The sequence below is a fragment of the Larsenimonas salina genome (assembly GCF_023736155.1).
GTDB classification, from domain to species: domain Bacteria; phylum Pseudomonadota; class Gammaproteobacteria; order Pseudomonadales; family Halomonadaceae; genus Larsenimonas; species Larsenimonas salina.
The window spans coordinates 100,464-123,202 of record NZ_JAMLJJ010000006.1; the positions used below are offsets into that span (position 1 = coordinate 100,464).

23 protein-coding genes are annotated in these 22,739 nt (G+C 55.2%); 11 read left to right on the forward strand and 12 right to left on the reverse strand.

All coding sequences use genetic code 11. From position 1 onward, the window contains the following. Positions 1-37 precede the first annotated feature (37 nt). Entirely contained in the window at positions 38-715 is a 678-nt protein-coding gene (locus NAT23_RS12425; RefSeq protein WP_251928825.1) for a TVP38/TMEM64 family protein, read from the forward strand. Between the two features lie 22 nt (positions 716-737). Here the strand turns inward: NAT23_RS12425 and NAT23_RS12430 are convergent, their stop codons facing one another. After that, the gene (locus NAT23_RS12430; RefSeq protein ID WP_251928826.1) at positions 738-2,063 is read right to left on the reverse strand and encodes a glycosyltransferase; all 1,326 of its coding nucleotides are present in this window, start codon (positions 2,061-2,063) and stop codon (positions 738-740) included. Between the two features lie 261 nt (positions 2,064-2,324). Here NAT23_RS12430 and NAT23_RS12435 point away from each other — a divergent pair, with 261 nt between their 5' ends. After that, entirely contained in the window at positions 2,325-2,765 is a 441-nt protein-coding gene (locus NAT23_RS12435; protein WP_251928827.1) for a hemerythrin domain-containing protein, read from the forward strand. 53 nt (positions 2,766-2,818) lie between these two features. Here the strand turns inward: NAT23_RS12435 and NAT23_RS12440 are convergent, their stop codons facing one another. Continuing rightward, on the reverse strand, positions 2,819-3,316 hold the full coding sequence (locus tag NAT23_RS12440; protein ID WP_350028336.1) for a GNAT family N-acetyltransferase: 498 nt from the start codon (positions 3,314-3,316) through the stop codon (positions 2,819-2,821). 180 nt (positions 3,317-3,496) lie between these two features. Here NAT23_RS12440 and NAT23_RS12445 point away from each other — a divergent pair, with 180 nt between their 5' ends. Beyond that, on the forward strand, positions 3,497-3,898 hold the full coding sequence (locus tag NAT23_RS12445) for a SadB/YajI family lipoprotein (protein WP_251928831.1): 402 nt from the start codon (positions 3,497-3,499) through the stop codon (positions 3,896-3,898). Positions 3,899-3,967: 69 nt separating this feature from the next. Here NAT23_RS12445 and NAT23_RS14775 read toward each other — a convergent pair whose 3' ends face one another. After that, positions 3,968-5,614: a methyl-accepting chemotaxis protein gene (locus tag NAT23_RS14775; protein WP_286010034.1), complete on the reverse strand. Its 1,647-nt coding sequence runs from the start codon at positions 5,612-5,614 to the stop codon at positions 3,968-3,970. 212 nt (positions 5,615-5,826) lie between these two features. On the opposite strand from NAT23_RS14775, the gene NAT23_RS12460 reads away from it, so the two are divergent. The 5 genes from NAT23_RS12460 (at position 5,827) to NAT23_RS12480 (ending at position 9,799) form a co-directional block, all read left to right on the forward strand. Continuing rightward, a complete protein-coding gene (locus NAT23_RS12460) occupies positions 5,827-6,384 on the forward strand; it encodes a lipocalin family protein (protein WP_251928832.1) in 558 nt (185 codons plus the stop codon). Between the two features lie 226 nt (positions 6,385-6,610). Further along, positions 6,611-7,381 (forward strand): ABC transporter ATP-binding protein, encoded by a 771-nt coding sequence (locus NAT23_RS12465; protein WP_251928835.1) that lies wholly within the window; start codon positions 6,611-6,613, stop codon positions 7,379-7,381. Between the two features lie 70 nt (positions 7,382-7,451). Continuing rightward, positions 7,452-8,171: an ABC transporter permease gene (locus tag NAT23_RS12470; protein WP_251928837.1), complete on the forward strand. Its 720-nt coding sequence runs from the start codon at positions 7,452-7,454 to the stop codon at positions 8,169-8,171. Then, entirely contained in the window at positions 8,159-8,896 is a 738-nt protein-coding gene (locus NAT23_RS12475; protein WP_251928838.1) for an ABC transporter permease, read from the forward strand. The genes NAT23_RS12470 and NAT23_RS12475 overlap by 13 nt, the downstream gene beginning before the upstream one ends. A 126-nt stretch (positions 8,897-9,022) precedes the next feature. Then, positions 9,023-9,799 carry a transporter substrate-binding domain-containing protein gene (locus NAT23_RS12480; RefSeq protein WP_251928840.1) on the forward strand — a complete coding sequence of 259 codons (777 nt, stop codon included), beginning with the start codon at positions 9,023-9,025 and terminating at the stop codon, positions 9,797-9,799. Positions 9,800-9,878: 79 nt separating this feature from the next. Here the strand turns inward: NAT23_RS12480 and NAT23_RS12485 are convergent, their stop codons facing one another. After that, positions 9,879-11,354, reverse strand: a complete 1,476-nt coding sequence (locus NAT23_RS12485) for a carbon starvation CstA family protein (protein WP_251928842.1) — start codon at positions 11,352-11,354, stop codon at positions 9,879-9,881. 188 nt (positions 11,355-11,542) lie between these two features. Further along, positions 11,543-12,502, reverse strand: a complete 960-nt coding sequence (locus NAT23_RS12490) for an alpha/beta hydrolase (RefSeq protein ID WP_251928844.1) — start codon at positions 12,500-12,502, stop codon at positions 11,543-11,545. Between the two features lie 118 nt (positions 12,503-12,620). Here NAT23_RS12490 and NAT23_RS12495 point away from each other — a divergent pair, with 118 nt between their 5' ends. After that, the gene (locus tag NAT23_RS12495; protein WP_251928846.1) at positions 12,621-13,673 is read left to right on the forward strand and encodes an FAD:protein FMN transferase; all 1,053 of its coding nucleotides are present in this window, start codon (positions 12,621-12,623) and stop codon (positions 13,671-13,673) included. A 6-nt stretch (positions 13,674-13,679) separates the two neighbouring features. Here the strand turns inward: NAT23_RS12495 and NAT23_RS12500 are convergent, their stop codons facing one another. Both NAT23_RS12500 and NAT23_RS12505 read right to left on the reverse strand, forming a co-directional pair. Then, a complete protein-coding gene (locus tag NAT23_RS12500; protein ID WP_251928848.1) occupies positions 13,680-14,390 on the reverse strand; it encodes a glutamine amidotransferase-related protein in 711 nt (236 codons plus the stop codon). Between the two features lie 147 nt (positions 14,391-14,537). Then, the gene (locus NAT23_RS12505; RefSeq protein ID WP_251928850.1) at positions 14,538-15,476 is read right to left on the reverse strand and encodes a carbohydrate kinase family protein; all 939 of its coding nucleotides are present in this window, start codon (positions 15,474-15,476) and stop codon (positions 14,538-14,540) included. A 118-nt stretch (positions 15,477-15,594) separates the two neighbouring features. On the opposite strand from NAT23_RS12505, the gene NAT23_RS12510 reads away from it, so the two are divergent. Beyond that, entirely contained in the window at positions 15,595-17,370 is a 1,776-nt protein-coding gene (locus NAT23_RS12510) for a hypothetical protein (RefSeq protein WP_251928852.1), read from the forward strand. Positions 17,371-17,434: 64 nt separating this feature from the next. Next, complete coding sequence (locus NAT23_RS12515) at positions 17,435-18,157, forward strand: hypothetical protein (RefSeq protein ID WP_251928854.1); 723 nt, start codon at positions 17,435-17,437, stop codon at positions 18,155-18,157. 331 nt (positions 18,158-18,488) lie between these two features. Here the strand turns inward: NAT23_RS12515 and NAT23_RS12520 are convergent, their stop codons facing one another. The 5 genes from NAT23_RS12520 to NAT23_RS12540 form a co-directional block, all read right to left on the reverse strand. Further along, the gene (locus NAT23_RS12520) at positions 18,489-18,947 is read right to left on the reverse strand and encodes an ATPase (RefSeq protein WP_251928857.1); all 459 of its coding nucleotides are present in this window, start codon (positions 18,945-18,947) and stop codon (positions 18,489-18,491) included. Positions 18,948-18,977: 30 nt separating this feature from the next. After that, the gene (locus NAT23_RS12525; RefSeq protein ID WP_350028337.1) at positions 18,978-20,264 is read right to left on the reverse strand and encodes an APC family permease; all 1,287 of its coding nucleotides are present in this window, start codon (positions 20,262-20,264) and stop codon (positions 18,978-18,980) included. A 213-nt stretch (positions 20,265-20,477) separates the two neighbouring features. Continuing rightward, the gene (locus NAT23_RS12530) at positions 20,478-21,194 is read right to left on the reverse strand and encodes a MauE/DoxX family redox-associated membrane protein (protein ID WP_433962202.1); all 717 of its coding nucleotides are present in this window, start codon (positions 21,192-21,194) and stop codon (positions 20,478-20,480) included. A gap of 239 nt (positions 21,195-21,433) precedes the next feature. Further along, positions 21,434-21,850 carry a hypothetical protein gene (locus tag NAT23_RS12535; protein ID WP_251928863.1) on the reverse strand — a complete coding sequence of 139 codons (417 nt, stop codon included), beginning with the start codon at positions 21,848-21,850 and terminating at the stop codon, positions 21,434-21,436. 133 nt (positions 21,851-21,983) lie between these two features. Continuing rightward, complete coding sequence (locus tag NAT23_RS12540) at positions 21,984-22,634, reverse strand: copper resistance protein B (protein WP_251928865.1); 651 nt, start codon at positions 22,632-22,634, stop codon at positions 21,984-21,986. Between the last annotated feature and the right edge of the window lie 105 nt (positions 22,635-22,739).

Genomic DNA, 22,739 nt, shown 5'->3' on the forward strand with positions numbered 1-22,739 from the left:
CGGAGCAAACGCGCAACAATAGCAGGAGAACCTTGCCATGCCTCGACGGCTCTGGCTCTTGATTACATTGATAGCGTTACTGGTCGGCCTGTGTGGGCTTTGGCAGTGGCTCGCGATGGGGGATGTCCTGACCGTGCCCAACCTGCGTGAGCTCTTGGCAAGCGGTATTGGGCTGCGCGATGCCGGCTGGGCGCCCTTTGCACTGATGGGCATTTTCGTCGTGGCGTCGCTACTGGTCTTTCCGTTGACCCTGCTTGTCGGCGCGACCGGGCTGATCTTTGGCTCATGGCTGGGCCTTGCCTATGCGTTGACAGGCACCATGCTTGCCTCGGCAGCTACCTATTACGTCGGCCGAAAGCTAGGGCGAGATGCGCTGGTGCGCTATGGCGGCTCTCGAATCAACGCCCTCGCCGATGGTCTAGCAGATCGCGGCATACGCACTATGATCGTTTTCAATCTGCTGCCGCTGGCACCCTTCACCTTTACCAACATGATTGCCGGTGCCTGCCGCCTTCGCTTCAGTGCCTATATGCTGGGGTCGTTCATCGGGATCCTGCCAGGGTTGGCGGCGGTCACCATCGCCGGCAGCCAGCTCGGCGAACTGCTCAACGCACCTAATCTTGATGGCCTCTGGCTAACGCTTGGCATTATCGCAGCTGCACTGGCCATACTGCTTACGTTGCGACAGATGGCAAAGCGACGCCAGCCAGCCTGAGCCGGCTTGCCCGCCGCTTCCTCTATTTGCCCGCCGCGATCGACCGCTCCGAGGACTCATCGTCATCGGCCGGGTCCTCGCGACGGGACCAGAACACTTCCTTGAGCACCGCCCCACGGTGGCGAAGAATATGCCACTCAGCGTCGAAGCGGTGCGTTACGCTATCCCAGAACGTCGGGTCCGCGTGCTTCGGCCCTCGCTCGGTGCGCGCCTGCTCGATCAGGTGCTGGTAAAGCGTTAGACAGCGCTCGGCGCAGACCGCGGCATCAAACTGCTGCGCACTTTCAAGCGCCCCATCGCGCAACGCGCGGTAGCGCTCAGGTGCACTGATGCTCATGAGCGCGTCCGCCATGACGTGCTCATCCTCTTTCTCCAGCAGCATGCCGTTGACGTCATCGCGCACGACTTCGCGCACACCCGGTGCATCGAGTGCGACGACCGGAAGGCCTGCGGCCATCGCCTCGGCCACGACCATGCCCTGGGTTTCACTGTGGGACGCGAACACGAACGTACTCATGGCGTGATAGGCATCGACCAGCGGCTGATCGCTCAAAACCCCGGTGAAGTGAACGCGCTCGCTGACGCCGAACGAGTGCGCGATGTCGGTCATCTGTTCGGCTTCGTCACCGTCGCCCACCACCAGGAAATGCGCCTCCTGCGCCTCGACCAGATACCGACAGACCGCTCGCGTCATGAATCCAAGGTTCTTTTCCTTGGCCAGCCGGCCGACGTGGCCGACCACGTGGGCGTGAGCGTTAATGCCGAAATGGTCTCGCCAGGTCTGACGATCGCCCTTGGCAAACCGCTCGGTGTACACCCCACTTGGCAGAACTTCGATGGGCGTTTCCACATCCCGCTTGAGCAGAATCTCGCGCACGCTTTCGCTCGGCACGATCACGGTGTCACACAGTTCGGCATAACAGGAGGCCAGTGCCACGGCGAAACGCTTAATGGCAGGCGACCGGCTCGGGAAATAATGGATATAACGCTCGTAGAGCGTGTGATGGGTAAAGACCAGCGGCACTCGTAACCGCTGTGCGAGCCGCGCCGCCGAATCACCCAACAAAAACGGATGGTGGGCGTGAATGAGGTCTGGACCGAATGCTTCGACGGCGTCGATCACCGGGCCGGTCATGTACATCGGAAAGGAGAATTGAGTGCCGTTGAAGCGCTGAAACGAGGGCACCCTGAGCACGTTCTCTTCGTAAGACGGCTGGCCTTCGATGTTCGGTGCGATGACCAGCACCTTGTGACCAAGCGCCAGGAACTGATCAACGAAGCGCTGAACCGATTCGCTGACGCCACCGACAATCGGCCGGTAGGTATTGGTAAACACCAGAATGTTCAAAGCACTACCTCCTGCGCCTCGACCCTTGCGTCAAGGCTTGCTTTTGAGACGCCTTCCATGACGACGCACTGCTGAAAATTCACCCATCTGATCGTTAACGATCGGGCTGCGACTGCATTGTACAGGCTGGTATCGCGCTCGTCCTCTTTCACCCTGCGCTGGATGAGCACACTTATCGTACTCGCCAACCCCCAAGTTTGGTCTATGCTTTTCCCGGGTTCGGTATACCCGGTATTCACTTGAAAAAAAGGATTTTGACCGATGACTACGATCTTTGAGGAACTTCGCGCCGATCATGACAAACAGCGCACGCTGCTGGATTTGCTGGTCAAGACCGAGGGAAACAGTGAAGGCCGCAAGGAGCTGTTCGAACAGATCAAGGCCGCCATGCATCATCATGAAACCGCCGAAGAGCGCTATTTCTATAACCCATTGATGGACTACGACAGCGGCGTTGAAAAGTCGCGGCACGGCATCGCCGAACATCACGAGATGGATGAAGTTATGGAACAGATGGACGAGACCGACTTCAGCTCTCCAGGCTGGCTGAGCCTTGCCAAGAAACTCCGTGACATGGCACTTCACCATTTCGAAGACGAAGAAAAACACTACTTCATTTCAGCCGGCCAGAAATTCAGCGACGACGACAAGACGCGCCTGGCCAACGAATACCGCAATGAAATGGAACGTCTGGCAAGCTAAGCCGACCGCGGCGGGACGCTTTTGCGTCCCGCCTCGTTAACGCCACGCCGCTTTTAGAATGTGTACTGCATGAACACCAGGTCGAGCCAGCGGCCGAACTTGAGACCGACCTGCGGCAAACGCCCGGTCTCGGTAAACCCAAGCCTTCGATGCAGCGCAATCGATGGCTGATTGTCCGCCTCGATCGCCGCCACCATGACATGCACACCCTGCTCATTCGCGCTCGCCATCAACGATGTCATCAATAACCGCCCAAGCCCCTGCCCCGCGGCCCTCGGCGCAACATACACCGAATGTTCTACCGTATGCGCAAACCCATCGTGGGGCCGCCACGGCCCAAACGTTGCGTAACCAAGGCATTGACCGCGACCGTCTCGGGCGACCATTACGGGAAGGCCGCTTTCCAGCCGAGCTTGCCACCACTGGCGTCGGTCGGCCACGTCGACCTCACGATCGTTCCAGATCGCCGTGGTCTCGCGCACGGCCTGATTATAGATCTCGGTAATGGCTGGAAGATCGCATTCCTCGGCCTTGCAAATGATGAAGCTCACGCGCTGTCCCCAAAGTCAGTGATTCGTTAAATCGGTCTCTTGAGTATGCCGGTTTTCAAAAAGACGCAGTAGCAGCGCGAGGGCACATCGTAACGTCACGCAACATCCAGGGCGTCAGCAGGGCTTGCAGGGGCCGTTCACAGGCTCTAGCCTAGCCCGTCGACCCATGGAGAGAAGCACATGAAACGGATATTGCCCTTACTGATTCTAGGTTCGACCCTTGCCCTGGCCGGCTGCGACCGCGCCCCGAACAAGGACGATGTATCCGAGGCAATGCACAATACCCTCGACCAACAGATCTCACAGCTCAAGGCGATCGCCCAGCAGATGGGCGACGGCAGCGACAACAAGCTCGACAACATCGACTACAGCGTCAACATCGACGAAGTCAAGGAATGCGCTCATCCTGCGCCGAAAGACGGCGGCAAGAATACGGATGATGACAAGGCTAAAAAGCAGGATACCGATGACCTTTGGTCCTGCCAGGTCAAGGGCAAAGTCGTGGTCGATGGCAAGGCCCAGAAGATCGATGACAAGGTTATTTTGTTCAAAAACGACGACGGTGAATGGCAGGCGCGCTGATTATCCTGGCGTCCTGAACGACAAAGGCCAGCATAGCGCTGGCCTTTGTTTGATGGGCGAGGCAACCGCTTAGTCGAGCTTGAACTGGTTGATCCGCTCGTTCATCTGCCGCGCCTGATCCTGTAGCGACGCCGCGGCAGCCGCGGCCTCTTCTACCAGCGCCGCATTCTGCTGAGTGACCTGATCCATCTGGGTCACCGCTGTATTGACCTGCTCGATACCGCGGGTCTGTTCGTTCGAGGCGGCTGAAATCTCACTCATCAGATCGGACACACGCTGCACCGAATTCAGCATTTCACTCATGACCGTGTCCGCATTGGCAACCATCGCCGACCCTTCCTCAATTTCTTTTGTCGAGTCATCAATCAAACCGCGTATCTCCTTGGCCGCCCTGGCACTGCGTCCTGCAAGCTCACGGACTTCCCCGGCGACCACCGCAAACCCGCGGCCCTGCTCGCCGGCCCGGGCCGCTTCGACAGACGCATTCAGTGCCAGCAGATTAGTCTGGAACGCAATGCTGTCGATCATGGCCGTAATTTCCGAGATGCGCTTGGAACCCTCGCTGATGCTCGACATCTTATTGACAACATCCTTGACCACCCCACTGCCGCGCCGAGAGGTGTTCGAGGCCTCGGACGCAAGCGTACTGGCCTGATGCGCGCTGTCGGCACTGTGTTTCACGGTTGCGGTAATCTCCTCCATGCTCGCAGCGGTTTCTTCAAGCGATGCCGCTTGTTGCTCGGTGCGTGAAGATAGATTTTGATTGCCTGCCGCAATTTCACTGGCACCGGAATCAACGGCGTCGCTCGACGCCCGAATATGCATCAGCGTGTCGCGAAGCGTATCCCGCATCTGCAAAATGTTGAACACTAGGCTGCTAGTGTCGTTCTTTTTAAGTGGAAGATCGGCGGTCAAATCGCCATCCGCCACACGCCGAACCAACTCTGCGGCCTGCGCCGGCTCGCCGCCGAGGCTTTTCGAGATCTGACGAATAAGCACACCCATTACCAGTGAGACAACACCACCGACGGCCAACAGAATCAGGAAGTAATTGACGAGGTTAGAAAGAAACGCCGCTCGAACGTCATCAACATAGATACCCGCCGCCACGAACGTATCCCACGGCGCGTAATACTCGACAAAACTGACTTTTTGGCGAAACGCATCATCAGCAGTCGCGCCCTTGGATACATAATCGACATACCCAGCGCCTTCCGCCTTGGCCACCTTGATCAGCTCCATGTAAACCGGTTTGCCCTGCGGGTCGGTGTAGGATGCCATCGATGAGCCCGCATCACGGCGCGGATGACTCAAAATATTGGCTTGACTGTTGAAAGTGAAAACGTAGTTGTCACCCTCCTTGCCAAAGCGCTGCGCGTTGATGGTGGAAAATGCCTGCTCTCGGGCTTCAGCCTGGGTCAGCTGGCCATTGGCTTCTTTTTCGGCTGCCGCATCGATGACGCCCATGGCCATATGAACCACGTTACGCAGTCCATTTTCGCGCTCGGAATACATCTCGGCGCGCCCCTCGAGCGCAAGGCTTAGGACGATCGCGATCATTCCGATCCACATCAGCCCCAGCCCGAGCCAGAGTTTGGTACGAATGGTAAGCGGCGCCTTGCCAGGACGCGGAGCACGCTGACCAAGTGCCTCCTTGAAGGGCGTGCCGCGCTGGCTCGCGCTCATGATCTTCTTGGTAAATGCAGGTGACGTCATTGGTCAGTCCACTCTGTCGTTTGAACGAAAATATAAACGTTGGCGCTTGAAGAAGAGTCTCTACAAAGAGCCGGTTTCGTTCTTTATCGGCGTGCATGACCGAAGCTTCAGGACATCCTGAGCCCCCTCGAGCTCCTGCAAACGCAGATCGAGCAAGGCGTTTTTATGCCCAAGCCCATATACTTGGTAGACGATTAACCCAAGGAGAGTGCATGAGAGCGGCAGACATACGCGCGAACGTCCGAGCGCTCTGGGCAGCACTTGGAGGCGACCCAGGCATTGCAAAAGGCAGCAAGGCGATAGAGCAACTGGATCTGGCGCGCTACCAGGGCACCTGGTATGAGATCGCGCGGCTGAATCACCCTTTCGAGCGCCGCTTGAGCAATGTAACGGCGACCTATACGCCTCGAGACGACGGGGGCGTCGATGTGCTCAATCGCGGGTTCGATCTGGTTCGACGCCAGTGGCGCTCGGCCAAGGGCGTGGCCTATCCGGCCGGCAAGAACACGCCGGCCGGTCGGCTTAAGGTCAGCTTCTTCTGGCGCTTTTTTGCCGGCTACAACATCATTTACCTCGATGCCCATTATGACCACGCGGTCATCGTGGGGCCGAATCGACGCTATCTATGGGTTCTTTCACGCTCACCGTTCATCAGCGATACCGTGTTCAAGGAGCTGACCCACTGGCTGACTCGACAGGGGCTTCCTGCAAGCGACCTGTATCGTGTCCACCACGATGGCTTTTTGTTCGACCCACAGGTGCCGGAATAAATACATTCAGACGGTCACGCCGGAGCGCGTGCTGAAACGCCACCAATTGACGGCTTTTCCTAAAAAAGCATGTACTTTTGCGACGCTAGAGCGTTCATTTACGTAGACACTAATGTGTCATAATTCATTACATGGATACGGCATCCCTTGCCCCGGCCTGATAAGATACGCGCCTTTTATGTCCCGAATCGTTCAGGGCCAGCCATGCCTTCAGGAGTCCAAGTCCATGGCCGACACCTCCATTCCGCTCAAGATCAACGGTTTGTATAAAAGCTTCAACGATACGCCCGTACTCAAGGGGCTCTCGCTTGACGCCCGAAAAGGCGATGTCATTACGCTGATCGGCGCGTCCGGCTCTGGCAAGAGCACGTTCCTGCGCTGCATGAATCTGCTTGAGATGCCGGACCAGGGCGACATTGTCGTTCATGGCGACCCCATCAAGTTCAAGTTTGATAAGCACGGCCGCCAGCCAAGCGACTGGAAGCAGGTCGAGCGCATCCGATCAAAACTGTCGATGGTCTTTCAGAACTTCAACCTCTGGCCCCATATGACGCTGCTTGAAAACGTCATCGAAGCCCCGATCCATGTGCTCGGCCAGCCCAAGGACAAGGCGCGTGCCAACGGCCTGAGCCTTCTTGAGCGCGTCGGCCTTGCAGAACGCGCCAGCTATTACCCCACACAGCTTTCCGGCGGTCAGCAGCAGCGCGGCGCCATCGCCCGTGCGCTTGCGATGGACCCGGAAGTGATGCTGTTTGATGAGCCGACCTCGGCACTGGATCCTGAACTGGTCGGTGATGTGCTCGAAGTCATGCGAGAACTGGCAGATGAAGGGCGCACTATGGTCGTGGTGACCCACGAGATGGATTTTGCCCGTGACGTTTCGAACCACGTGATGTTTCTGCATCAGGGTGTGATCGAGGAGCAAGGCGCACCGGAGCAGGTGTTGTCTCATCCAAAATCCGAGCGCTTGAAACAGTTCCTGTCACCCAGATACTGACTCATCCATACGCCCGGCGCCGCCTGGGAGGCCAATGCGCCTTCTCGCGAACAGGGTAAAGGACTTCGTTATGCTTGATCTTCATGGCTACGGCTACCGCCTGCTCGAAGGCGGATTACTGACGCTTGAATTGGCGATTCTCTCGCTGATTCTGGCTGTCGTTCTCGGGCTGGTCACGGCCAGTGCCAAACTTTCATCCTCGATCGTGATTCGCGCGATCGCCAAGGCCTACACCCTCGTTATCCGAGGCGTGCCGGATCTGGTGCTGATGATGCTGCTGTTCTATGGCGGCCAGATCGGCATCAACATGGCAACCGATTGGCTCTACTACGAGTTCGATGTCGATATTTTCGTCAATGTCGATGCGTTTGTTGCAGGCGTCATCACCATCGGGATCATCTTCGGCGCCTATATGTCGGAAACCTTTCGCGGCGCCTTCATGGCCGTCGATGGCGGCCTGCTCGAAGCCGCCCGTGCCTATGGAATGCGTCCATGGACCGTGTTCCGCCGTATCCGGTTTCCCTTGATGATGCGCCACGCCCTGCCCGGCCTCAGCAACAATTGGATGGTGCTTTTGAAAACGACCGCGCTGGTGTCGATCATCGGGCTAAGCGACATGGTCAAGGTCGCGGCCGAGGCCACCAAGGCGACTCACGAACCGTTTCTGTTCATGATTCCGGTTGCGCTTGGCTATCTGGCGATCTCGAGCGTCTCGGAATGGTGTTTCATGAAGCTAAAGGCCCGCTATGACGTCGGCTTCGGCGCAGAGGGGGCTTCATGGAACAACTAAGCACACTCTGGCAGCCGCTGCTTGACTGGATGAACGGCAACGACATCTTCACCCCGAACACGTTCGCCATGTACTGGACGGGGCTCACCAACACCGTTCAGCTCGTGTTTATCTCGCTGTTGATCGGGCTCGTGCTGGCGGTGCCGCTTGCGATTGCCCGCGGCTCGCGCAATCAGGTGCTTCGCAAGTCGATCTGGTTCTACACCTATCTCTTCCGCGGGACGCCGCTGCTCATTCAGCTCTATCTGGCGTATTACGGTTTTGCCTTCATTCCGGGTATCCAGGAGACCTGGCTCTGGTTCTTCCTGGATGACCCGCTCTATCCGGCGCTGTTGGCCTTCACCCTCAATACCGCCGCCTACACCACCGAAATCTTTCACGGCTCGATTCAGGCCACCCCGCGCGGTGAGATCGAGGCCGCCAGAGCCTACGGCATGAGCAAGGCCAAGATGATGCGGCGTATCGTGCTGCCAAGCGCACTGCGTCGGGCGCTTCCGGCCTACGGCAACGAAGTCATTTTCATGCTGCACGCCAGTGCCATCGCCTTCGTGGTTTCGATCACGGACCTCACCGGCGCGGCGTATTATATTTATGCCCGGTTCTATGCGCCGTTTGCGGCGTTCCTATTCGTGGCGGCGCTGTACATGGTCCTGAGTTTCAGCATTCAGGCCCTGTTCAAGTATCTTGAGAAGCGGCTGCTGGCGCATTTGAAGCCAGCACGCTGAGTCATGGCACCGGCGCGCGCTCGCCGGTATGCTAGGGTCATGGCCCTACCACGGCCACGCGCTTCACGACACCGGCCCATTCACGGCCGCATAACAATCAAAGGCACGTATCAAAAGGACGTATCGATGAAAAAGATCATCACTTTATCGTTGATGGGCGCCGTATTGGCGACTGGCCACGCTCAGGCACGGGATTACGACACAGTGCGCATCGGCGTGGATATTCCCTACGTTCCGATGGAATACCGCACCCCCGATGGCACCCTGACCGGGTTCGACATCGATCTCGGCAACGCGCTGTGCAAGCAGGCCGAGCTCGACTGCAAATGGGTCATCCAGGGCTGGGACGGCATCATCCCGGGGCTTCAGGCCCGCAAGTTCGACGCCATCATGTCCTCGATGACCATCAACGATGACCGCAAGAAGCAGATCCTGTTTTCTGACCCGTACATGACACCGCCATCGGCCTGGTTTACGCCCAAGGATTCGACAATCAGCTCACCCAATGAGGAAAGCCTCAAAGGCAAGAGCATCGGTGTACAGCGGGGTACGGTTCAGGACAACTACGTGACCGACCACTACGGCAGCAACGCAAGCATCAAGCGCTACGCCACGGCAGATGATGTCGCCATCGATATGGAAGCCGGCCGACTCGACATCGCCTTTCTTGACTACCCCACCGGCAAGGCCGCCCTGGTCGACAGCAAGAGCGGCCAGTTCAAGACCGTCGGCGAGATGCTGACCGAGCCCAAGAAATACTTCGGTGAAGGCTTTGGCATCGCCTTTCGCAAACGCGACCGTGAACTTGCCGAGACCTTCAACAAGGCGCTCGCCGAACTCAAGGACAACGGCACTTACAACACCCTCTACACCAAGTATTTCCCCGACGCCAAGGCCGAGTAAGCGGTTCACGCCGTCCTCGAGTCGACACAACAACGGCGCCTTTCAGGGCGCCGTTTTCGTGGGCAAAGCGTGAGCAACCTCAGGACTGGGGCGATATCGCGCGCTTGATCATGCCGAAGGCGCCGTCCGGCACCTCGGGCTCGTCGACCGCGAAGGTCGCTCGGCTCAATCGGCGCACGCGCTTCATGAACAAAGCGATCGCGATCAACGTCCCAAGTGCTGCCACCACGTAGCTTACGTTCAGGGGAAGCCCGAACCCGATCGGTGCGTACGCCAGATAGGTAAAGGTGGCCATGGTCATGAACACTGCCGGAATCGAGGTAATCCAGTGCGGTTTTTTTGCGAGCACCAGATACATGGTGCCAACCCACAGCGCGATGACTGCCGTGGTCTGGTTGGCCCAGGAGAAGTAGCGCCACAGCAGCGTGAAGTCGATGTGCGTCAGCCCATAGGAGGCCACGAACAAGGGGATGGCAATCCAGAGCCGGCTTGAAAACTGCTTCTGACCGATTTTCAGATAGTCGGCGATGATCATGCGCGCACTTCGAAAGGCGGTATCGCCTGAAGTAATCGGGAGCACAATCACACCAAGAACGGCAAGCGTGCCGCCAATGGCACCAAGCATCTGGGTCGAAACCGCACTGACGACTGCCGCCGGGCCACCACTTGCCAGCACCTCATTAAGGCCCTGGCTTCCGTTGAACAGGCTCATGGCCGCCGCCGCCCAGATCATCGCGATAATGCCTTCTGCAATCATCATGCCGTAAAAGATTCGGCGCCCGTTGTCCTCGTTCTCGGTCGTGCGCGAGATGATCGGTGTCTGTGTCGCGTGAAAACCTGACAGCGCCCCACAGGAGATGGTCAAAAACAGCAGCGGGAAAATCGGGGCGCCTTCAGGGTGCATGTTGGTAAGCGAGAGCTCCGGAATCGGTGCTCCGGTAACGATCAGCGCAATGCCAATGCCCAGCGCGCTGAACAAAAGCAGTGCGCCAAAATAGGGGTAGATGCGCCCGATCACCTTGTCGATCGGTAAAAGCGTGGCCACCAGATAATAGGCAAAGATCGCCAGAATGATCAGCGTTATGTTGAACGAAGACATGTTGGCCAGAAGCGCTGCCGGTGAGGTCACAAAGACCGTTCCCACCAGAAGCAGCAGCAAAATGGCAAAGCCGTTGACGATGTGTTTCATCGACTTGCCCAGAAACTTGCCCGCCAGTTGCGGCAGATGCGCGCCGTGGTTTCGAATCGAAATCATGCCGGTCAGATAGTCGTGCACCGCCCCTGCGAAAATGCAGCCAATGACGATCCATAAAAACGCCACCGGCCCATAGAGCGCGCCCAGGATCGGGCCGAAAATCGGACCGACACCTGCGATATTCAAAAGCTGAATCAACGCGTTACGCGGCGTTTTCATCGGCAGATAATCGATGTCGTCTCGAAGTGCGTGAGCGGGCGTGCGGCGCTGGCGCTTGACGGCAAAGACGCGCTCGACGAACAACCCATACGTGAAGTAGCCGCCAATCAACAAAGCGATCGCGATCAGAAACGTTATCATTGTGTGGTCCTCTGCATCCTGCGCTGACCACCCACACCATGACGGGGCGTGCGGTGGCTGATGTCGGTCGGGGTAAAGCGTAAATGATGCCCACCAAACCTGAAAAGCCGCCCAAGGGGCGGCTTTTCAATAGGCTACGCCGAATCAAGTAGTCAGACCGTTAGACCTTTGTCGGGACCGTTACACACTCAGCGCTTACCGGTCAAAGCCTCTCTAAGCCACCCACCGCACTGCTGAATCAGCTGATCGGACAGCGGGTGCTGACCCACACGGCGCATGAACCCATGAATCACTCCGTAGTAGCGGCTAGCCACCACCTGCGTACCCGCCTCGGCAAGTTTTTGTGCGTAGCGCTCGCCTTCGTCTCGAAGCGGATCGAACTCCGCCGTGATCACAAGCGCCGGCGGAACCCCCTCAAGGTCGTCACGTCCCAAAAGGCCGGCTCTCGGGTCGAGCGCTTCGGCTGGATGGCTCAAGTACTGCGCCACAAACCAATCCCGCGCCCCTCGGGTCAAGCCGTATCCTTCCGCAAACGTCGAAAGCGACGGGGCTCCCTCGGGTGAAAAGTCGGTCTGAGGGTAGATCAGGCACTGCGCCCTGAGCGGTGGCGCGTCGGCTCCCCGATCACTCAGTGCCGTGACGGCCGCCAGCTGGCCGCCTGCACTGTCGCCGGCAACGGCCAGGCGCGCGCGATCGACGCCATGAGTGTGCGCGACAGAACGCACGTGAGCCAATGCGGCCAGGCAATCATCTGCCGCGGTGGGAAAGCGGTGCTCGGGCGCCAACCGATAGTCCACCGAAATAATGACGCACTTCGAGGCCCGGCACAGTGCCCGGCACAGCGTGTCGTAATTGTCGACGCTGCCGATGGTGAAGCCGCCGCCGTGAAAAAACAGCACACCGGGTCTTGCCGCACTCGAGCCATGAACGGTCGGGGTGTACCAGCGAAGGCCGATGCGCCCATCTTCAACGTCGATAACGTCATCAGTGACCTGCTTGACCGGATACTCGGAGGGCGGCCGAGTAATGGCCGCATTACCCTCATCGAAGAAGGCGCGAATGACCTCGACGCCTGCGTTCTTAAAATCCGGCCACGGGCGCGCGGCGGCGTCTTCGAGCCATTGGCGAAAACGAGAGTCGAGTGGCATCTGGGCGTGCTCCCTGAAGTAAGGTGTGACTCAAGCGTAGCCAACCCGCCGCGCAACATGACAGACCCGAACGACTTCGCCACAATGCAGCCCATCGAAACAACGCTGGATGCCCTCAATGCCCAAGCTGTCACACCCCGCCCTTTTTGCCTCGATCACACTCAGCGCCCTTCTGCTCAGTGGCTGCGACCGCCCGGCACCGCTTCATGTGGCCGATGGCCAGGCACAGGGCACCAGCTACCACCTCAAGTGGTGGATCGAGTCAGACACCGACGCCTCGGACGAGGCCATTGGCAAGGCCATCACGCACACACTCAAGCGCATCGACAAGGCGCTCTCGACGTACCGCGACGACTCCTGGCTTGCCGAGTTCAACGCCCGCCGTGATACCGACTGGCACCAGGCCCCGCCCTCGGTCATCGAACTTCTCGGAATTGCACGCCAGGTCAACCGGCTCTCGGGCGGCTGTTACGACCCGACCGTTGGCCCGCTCTTTCGTCTGTGGGGCTTTCACGACGAGAACTTCCACGTCCCGGATAACGCCGCGATTCAGGCCGCGCGCACCCACATCGGGCTGGACAAGATCGAGGTCGATGCAGAACGTGGGGCGATTCGAAAACGCACACCGAACGTCACGCTCGATGTCTCCTCCATGGGCGAGGGATACACCATCGAGCAGCTCGCACGCGAACTCGAGGCCCACGGCGTGCAGAACTATCTGGTGGAAATGGGCGGGGATCTCTACGCCAAGGGCCGCAAGCCCAGTGGCGAGCCCTGGCGGGTCGGGGTGGAAGTGCCGAAGCCCGATCAGCTGTCGGCTCAGCGCGTATTCGAGGTTCAGGACAAGGCAGGGGTTTCACTCAATACATCAGGCACCTACCGCCGCTACTTCGATGACAACGGCCAGACCTATGGCCACGTGATCGATGCCCGCACGGGCCGCCCCGTACAGCACCATCTGGTGTCGGCGTCGGTGTTCGGCCAGCGCCCGGCGCTGACCGATGCCTGGGCCACGGCCCTTTTGTGCCTGGGCCCAAAGGAAGGGCTCGCCGCTGCCAACCAGCTCGATATGCCGGTTTATCTGATCGAAAAGACATCAAACGGGTTCAAGACGCAGGACAGCGAAGCCCTTGATCGCTCGACACTGATCAAGGCCTCCAGTGACGATTAAGCGACGTCAGCGCAGCGCGTAACGCATGAAGCCGACGATCCAGTGCGCCATGACAGTATCGTCGGCCTCGGCGCTCAAGCTTGCATGGCCGGCTCGGCGCACATGCTCATCGAGCAGTTGAACCTTGGCATCGATCAGCTCACTGCTGCAGGCCCGGGTAAATTCAGGGTGACCCTGAACGCTCAAGAAGCAGTCGTCATACTCCAGCATGTAATAGGGGCAAAAGGCGCTTTCGGCCAGCACCTCGGCGCTGTCGGGCAGCTCGACGACCTGATCCTGATGGCTGACCACCAGATCCATGCCGTCTTGCCATGGGTTCATCCACGGCAGCTGTAAGGTGACGGCGTTGAACGACATGCCAATCCCCCAACCTTTCTCACTTTTTTCGACCCGGCCCCCAAGGGCCTGCGCGATGATCTGGTGACCAAAGCAAACGCCCACCAGCGGGCAGCGATGCTGCCAGAGACGCTGAATGAAAGCTTCGAGCTGTCGAATCCAGCTCAATGGGTCATAGGCGCTGGCCTTGCTGCCGGAGATGAGCCAGGCATCTGCCTCGTCAAGCTGTTCGGGCAACTCTCCTTCATGCACCCGCCAGACCTCGAACGTCAGCGACGGGTCGGCCTTGTGCAGAAGGCGTCGATACATCTCAGGATAATTGCCATGGCCCTTGGCGATGGCCGGGGCCATGTCGTCGCACTGCAGTATTCCAATGTGCATAAAAGCCTCTCAAACAGGGAAAACGCGCGGTATCCACTATAAAACGTCCATCCACGCAAACTCTTGATGGACAAGCGCCCCGCGCATGACACCAGTCACGGGGCTTGGATACAGCCGGGCCGATCAATCCAGTAAAATCAGATCGGTTCAGCCGTCGATGTCCTGTCGGCTCGGCAGATCAGGCCCTCGCCGCGAGCAGGTCACCGCCGCTGCCTTGTGGCAGAAATGCAGCATCGATTCAATGTGAGAGGCCTTAAGCGCCGCAAGCCCTTCCGGCGATGCCATGCCCTGCTCGTCGAGCCAACACAAAAGCGCGGCTTGGAAGGTATCCCCCGCACCCACGGCATCGACCAGCTCGACCGGCTCGCCCTTGATGTCGATCGGCTCGTGATCATGGGTGAATGCAAGCGCGCCCTCACCGCCACGCGTGACAACGACTAGCCGGCAGCGCTCGGACAGAAACGACCGGGCAACGTCTTCAAGCGTTCGTTCGGGGTAAAGCAGCGCGATGTCTTCATCGCTGACCTTGATCAGATGCGCCCAGGCAGCAAAGGCCTCGACCCGATCCTGCCACCGGCGAACATCCGGCTCGATGCTCAAGCGAATATTGGGATCGAGTGAGACCAGACGCCCCTTCGATTCGCGCTCCAGAAGCGTCATCAAGGTGCCCGCTGTCGGCTCGACCACCAGCGAGTAAGACCCCAGATGGATGCCGGAGACCGTCTCGGCCAGTGCCGGCAAATGCACGTCCTCGAGACTCCTGTCGGCCGCCTTTTCACCATAAAACGCGTATTGGGGCGCGCCGTCGGATCCAGGGGCGACCATGGCGAGCGTCGTTGGCGCATCGAGCCGCACCAGATAGTCGGTCGTGACGCCTTCCTTTTCCAAAACCGAATAAAGACGATCGCCCAGGAAATCGTTGGCAAGGCCGGTCAGAAGGCCCGCGTTTCGCGCCATGCGCGCAAGCCCAAGCGCCACATTGAACGGCGAGCCGCCTGCAATCGCGTTAAATGAAAGGCCCGAGTGACTCGATTCAGTGTCGTCGACAAAAAAATCGAACAGTGCTTCTCCGCAAATCAAAAACATACAAAACCCTTGAACTGTGTAAATGGGGCAAACCCCGTTGTCATTTTCAACAATTATTGCGACTAAACAATAATTACTGCGACAATCTCTATGTTGAGTTTACATAGAGCGCGCCCTTGTGACGGTTTCACTCAAACAATGCAGAACCTTTAGCTTTTCAGATGGCACTCTCAAAGACGAAGCTGAGCGCTTGGTCGTTTGGTGGTATGGGCCTATCGTAAAAAATACCCGCTCAGAAAGCGTCCCTAAAATTTATGTATTTTTCCGACCCATTGATAAGAATAACAATTTAGGGGATGTGATTGAGCGAACGACGGTCTTAACACATGTAGGGCTTTTGAGGATCGGTTCCGTCTGGGAAAAGGGGGTAAGCAACTCTCGCATCGCGTTTGATGAGAGAACATTCCCCGTTTCATTCTCTCCAGGCGGCTGGCGGATAGTCTCTCTAGATGACTTACTCAAAGCAGGGCGCAGCCTCTATACCTCCTTTCATGATGCAAACTATTTGCCACTGGACAGAAAGCAAAGATCTTACCTGATCGAATTTGACCTTCCAGATGGCAAACACTTGCTCATCCCTTGCACAGAATTTTTTACTCGCGTTTACGGCCGATCCTCTGAAATCAAGCGGGTGCTCGCCACTTATCCTTGGAAGGATGTCAAAGAACGTCTTTATCGACCGCTTAATGCGCCTGCAACCCCAGGTACATGGCCTGTCAAATTTACGTATCGTGTTCATAAACACGATGCCATTTTGCTCGCGCATATGCTGTACGATCCCTATGCTGAACAGGCTGCCAGAAGAATTTATTCGCAGATTGAAGCCCGCTTTCCCCAAGATAAGATACTTTTTGAGGTCACGCCTTGGTTCCAGGGAAGCGGAGAGCTTTCTGTTTATGGCGTTCCGATTGATGGTGGCAACACATTTCTAGGCTTGCAGATATTAGGGTGTACGCAGCCCGACGGTGCCACGATCCATCGCGAAAGAGAGAAGTCAACGACAGTACCAGCTACCGATGGCGATGATGCTCCCACTCAATTTCCCTATCATCAGCTTCAAGACATCCCCGATGTCATTGACCTGACGGATGACGAAGAGCCCGACCATGGCTCTTCTTGGCTAGACCTGACTGAGGACGAATTCGTTATTTTAGGTAAGCCTCGCGCCGTCTTGGATAAACGATATACCCGAAAAAACGTGCCTGATACACGAGGCGTCCCCGTTCCTGGCGACGAAACGATTTTCTCCACCGGAGAGCCCTATGGGTCAGGGAAGGGAGTGGGACAAGCATCTATTCACGCCCCCATTACACTGGAGTCGCAGGGCTTTCTACGTGATATGTGGAATGCGCTTCTCTATTTAAAATCCGCCTATCCCACGGCGATTCATAGCGTTAGCTGGTTTACCTTTGAAGATGGCTTCAGTACGTCTCCTGATCCTCGATTGATTAGTCTCGAACCCTTCGGTAAAGACGATGAGGTAGAAACGTCCGTGGCCAACTGGGTCTACATTGATACTCAGACCAAGGTTCCTCGGGGGATGCTCGTCATTAGGGTGCATGTGTTAGATCAAACGCTCTATCTCATGGAGCTTCAACGCCGTCCTCCAAAACCCAGAGCTAGCGGTGATGAGGAGGCGTCAAAACCACCCTCCTACAAAGGCTTAGTCTTCACTCTGAACCACCAGGGGAGCTTTGAACACTGGTTACGCCAGGTACTCTCCAACGTGCGGCATGTCCAAGGGGTCGTACAGAAGTTGGCAGGGCACTGCCCAGGGGTTGCTGATACGTTCAAGCACCCTAAAACCAGACATGAGCATGTTCCCTGCGAAGCTGCAGTCTTAAATGCCTTCAGCAAGGTCGGTATCACACGTGGAGATCTAGCCATGTATTAAGCGAGCAAAGCGTACCTGCGATACCAACCAACTGATACATACCTCAACTGAGTGAACGTAAAATATGGGTGAGTTATACATCTCTCGTGTAGAGCAAGAGGCTTTAAAAAAAATTGATTCAGATGAACTAAACTCGATAGTCATGGAATGCATTAGGAACTCACAAACAGGCGGGATTTATCAACTTGGATTAGAAGGCTGCGGCATATATATTTCAAACAAACTGAGAGATTTCCAAAAGGCAATTGATTCGCATAGCAGGGCGAAGTCTTCTAAAAAACGCGAAGAAACAGAGTACCAAATGCGGCGAGCAGCTGATGATCTGACACATGCAGTTCAGGATATGCAGGAGCGAATGAAAACAGAAGAGAGGGAGAAGCAACTATTTTTGATCGATGATTATATTACCCCCCTTTTCAATTTCAGTGGCAGCTTAGAAGTAAAACTAAGGTATCAGTGGCGCAAAAATACGGAAGAGGATTGGACATATGGCATGATTACTTTCCAATATACTCCCGATCTTACCCCTGACTACAGCATGCCATTACCTAAACGCAAACCGAGTGCTGCTAAACTGGCTCAAGAACGACAAGAGAAGCTGAGACGTGAATGGGAACACCTAAAACTGCTAAGCCTCCACTCATTAAGAGATTTTTTTAGGGACGGTGGAAATGGCTGTGACATACCTCTAAGCTTCAAGGTTACTACTGACTCCTATAGCCGTGGCCTCAATAATTTCAGTGCTAATTTTTGGCGTCAAAATTCTTCTCAAAACCAAAAAAACTAGGCATTTCAAGACTATTAAATCTGCCAGCTTGCTTTTGGCAACCCAGCATAAAAAGCAAATATTTTCCCAAGGGACACATTGTGATGATCTACTATTTAAAGCTTACTATTTTAAATTAAAACGAAATAACACTTTTTGAGTTAAAATACAACTTCTCTGAAAAAATTGGCTAATCGTATACTTTCACACGTTTCAAGCATCATGGCCCGATTTTAGGGTAGCAGGCACCTCAGCTAAGATACCCCTACATAGCGTAGGGGCAGTGTTAGTTTGATTGTTTCACATTGCATTTTCTGCAAGTCGGTTATTATTTTCTAAATTCGCAACAACATTATATATCGTGCATTCTTCCAGTTTGCCTTGATAAGCGCATAGCCTCGTGTTCCTCTAATGCTAAAAGCGTTTCAAGTAATTCTTTGGTTCCACGAATTTCAGCTTTGCCGATCAGGCTGCGATATAAACTGATGGCTTGCTCATGGAAATCTAGTACTTCTTTGCAGATAGCATCAGCCCCTAGCGTGGCGTAAGGCGCATCGCAGGTTCGGTGGCTGCGAATAGGTTGATGAGAGAGGTAGTCGTACACATAGGTATGTAATACGCTGTCGCTTGCGTTGTCTTCAAAGCCAGCGATTACCCGCTGCATTTCTTCCTCATGAAGAGACAGATAGTTAAGCAGCATTTTTGCGCGTTCTTCCTCGTGCTGATTAGCGCAGTGGGCCAAGCACTGGGCAAGATGGGCATGTAACTGACGTGTCCAATCGATTAACTCGCCAAACGTTTTAATCTCCATTTCTTCGTTCCTTACTTTTTGCAGTTGCGATTAGTGGGAATGCGTGTGGTCGCTATCGGCTGAGCTGTTGCTCTTGGCAAGAAATAGCCACTCGCCGATGAGCAGCACGGCCATCACTCCGGCAGCAACGACAAGTACCAGTGGATCGGAAGTGGCTTTTACCCAAACAAAGCCACCCAGTACGAGGACATCTAGCAAGATGGCAATGCTAGGAATAATCGCGTTAGCGCCCACGCTTTCCCTGAGGTGACGCAACACTCCCCAATGGATAGCCATATCCATGATCAAGTAAAAAATAATGCCGAGCGCCGCAATTCGGCTAAGGTCAAAAAATGCAGTCAAGACTAAGCCGAACACAATGGTGTACACCAACGTGTGCTTTTGCAGGCTACCTGGCATATGGAAGTGGCGGTGTGGAACCAATTTCATTTCAGTCAGCATAGCGAGCATGCGTGATACCGCAAACACACTGGCGATGATCCCACCTGCTGTGGCTAGCATGGCTAAAACAACGGTAAAGCCAACGGCGGCTTCACCAAGCGCAGGCCGGGCCGCTGCCGCCAGCGAATAGTCTTGAGTTTCGATAATCTCAGACAAGGAAAGATTGCTGGCCACCGCAAAGCCTACAAGTGCATAGATGACTACGCATAGCGCGATAGAGATCATGATGGCCTTGCCCAGGTTGCGCTTTGGGTTTTTCAGCTCCGAGCCACTATTGGTAATGGTCGTAAAACCCTTGAAAGCCAAAATACCTAACGCCGTAGCGCCCAAAAAGCCCGAGAGGGTTGGAGATGGCGCATCTCCGCCAGTTCCCATGCCGATAGAATCGGCTATAAAGACACCAACAATACCAAACACGATGATGCCGCCAATTTTGATGAAACCCAGCACCGAAGCGACTGTCTCGATCAATTTATTGGCGGATAAATTGATCAAAAAAGCCGCTAGCAATAAGCCAACCCCGAGTAGTGGCACAAATAGCGAGCGATCGCCCAGGTCAAATAACTCCAGCGTGTAAGAACCGAAAGTTCTCGCTAAAAAGCTTTGCGCGATCACCATGGAAAAATACATCAATAGCGCATGAAAGGCGGTGGGAAGGGTTGAGCCATACGCTTTTTGCAAATACATGCCAATCCCCCCGGCAGATGGGTAGGTATTCGACATTTTGACGTAAGAATAAGCGCTGAAAGAGACAATGATTGCGGCAGCTAAAAAAGCCAGGGGGAATAGAGAGCCGGTCATTTCTGCCATCTGTCCGGTTAACGCAAAGATGCCTGCGCCGATCATTACCCCAGTGCCAAGCGCTACGGCACCGATGAGTGAGAGACTTCCTTCTTCGTACTGTGGCGTTCTATCCTAGTCAGCCATACAAACACTCCTAGAAATAAAGACCAAGGCGTGCAGATTCTGCGCCTTAGGCAAGCGTCTGATAAGTGCTACGCAAGTCTGGTTGAATTAGCTGAATACAACCTGAATATAGTCCAGTTAATTATCTGACCCAGATCATGCTTTGGCGTAAGCGAGGTAGGCTTAACCTACCAACATGCGTAATGGCATCCACAGACCCATGGCGATCATTACCAGATTTTCAGTTAACGATACAAAGCCCAGCGGCACATTACTGTTTCCACCTACGCAGGCGCACTTCAGCTCCCGCTTGTCGATATAGACGGCTTTAAACACAGAGGCGGCACCTACCGTACCAACAAATAGGGCAAGCGGCGCGGAGAACCAGGTTAATGCCCCGGCCAGCATGAGCAGGCCAGCTAGTGTTTCGGCGTAAGGGTAAACGTAGCTGTAGGGCACATAGCGCTGAGCCAGCAAATCGTAGTTCAAAAACATACTGCTGAAACTTTCGACATCCTGCAGTTTCTGCAGGCCAAGTAGCACCATGGCGGTAGCCACCGCATATTCAGGCATACGCGCTGTGAGAAACGAACCCTGGTCGGCCCAACTAATCGATAGACCTATTAGCAGCGCGACGGCAAAAATCGCCAGTACAGGTCGATAAGTCGTTTCATTTGAATTGGAAACGCTCATACCCAAATGTTTGCGTAATTCTTCATAGCCTCCAATGCGGCTATCACCGATGTACACTTGGGGCGTGGTGTCGACGTTTTCTTGCGCCTTGAACGCGTCTATCTCATCACGGGAGGTTAACGTGTGATCGTCAACCTCAAAGCCTTTACGCTTGAGTAGATCAACCGTTTTCAAACCGAACGGGCACATATGCTCGGCGGTTTTCATCCGGTAAACCCGTGCAGAGGTAGTGGGTGCTGACCTTGGCATTGTGCCTCCTTCGCTAAAAACATGGTGTTAATTAACAGCATAGAACCTTTGTGCCACACACAGGCAAGTATAGCCTACTCCTTTATTTTAAAATTTTAGTTACGGTTACGAATAGGTTTATGCAACGATAGACATATATGTTAAACAAAAGGGCCAGCATGAAGGCTGACCCTATATTTTAAATTATTGACTATATATTAATAGTCAACATGTAACTCATAGCGGTTATTGTCATTTTCTTTAGTACCTCCCAGTGCATTGCCTTTTACTTCAAGCTGATAATTGCCTGGCTGCAGTTGGCGGACCATTTCAAAATGGCCACGTGGGCTGGATGCTTCTGCAATCTGCTGTCCAGCTGCATTATAAAGCACAGCAGAGATACGGTTACCAGTGCTGGTTGCGCCTGGAAAGTGCTCACTCGTCACTTGTAGGGTAGTCGCTTCTTCAATGTTAATATTGAAACGTTTGGATTGCCCCTGAGCAAGAATCTGTGTAGAAGAGACGCCTCTTTCAAGTAGCGGCAGATCCTGGGTTGTATTGCCGAAGTTAGCCAATACAGGTGTTGAAAGAATGCTGGCTACAAGCGCTCCAAAGAGAATTGATTTAACTTTCATGATAATTACTCCAGTGGTTGATGATTTGTTTATATTATCTGTGGTTTTTGAAACAAAGCTGAATTTAAAAATAAAAACAATAAAAAAAACGCCACCAATTGGTGACGTTAAAAGTTACCCATTACCAGAGTTGTTAGAACATCATTCTAACACCGGCCACCACTCCAGTGTCTTCCGTGTTGTCGCCACTGGCTCGGGAGAGATCTGCAGTGTCGCCGTACTCTTTCTCCCAATAGGCACCGACGTAGGGGGCGAAGCGTCGGGTCACTTCGTAGCCTAGCCGTAGGCCAGCACGAACGGAGTTAAGCCCTTGGCCCACCCCAAACTCCTCGACTTCGCTAGCAGCAACGGCAATTTCGGTACGCGGCTGTAGGTAGAGCCGCTGCGTCAGGCGCAGATCGTACTCGCTTTCCAGGCTGGCGGAGATATCGCCTTCATCGCTTATCCTCAAGTCGAGATCGGTCTCGAAGCGATAGGGGGCGAGCCCCAATAGGCTGATGACGCCATAAGTGCGTTCGGCGTGATCATCGGAGAAAACACCGCCTTGATAACCGACCCCCCCCTGTAACTCCCAAAAATCAGCCACTAGACGACTATAGAGTAGTTCCAGAGACTCAAATTCAGCATCTTCACCGTCGCCCTGGACATTTTCGCCTTCTGACTTTAGGTAAACGCGGTTGATATCTCCGCCATACCAGCCTTGAAAGTCCCATACCACGGTTTCTGGGCCTTTATCAGGCACGCTGTATTCGAGCCGATCAAACAGGGCGGTCTCAAGTTCCAAGCGCAACGCTATTGAAGGGTGCTCGGTCCGCCGACGGATTTCTTTAGCACCTCGGCGTAGACTTCCAGTGGGGTTCGCCAGTCCAGCGTCTGGCGAGGCCGTGTG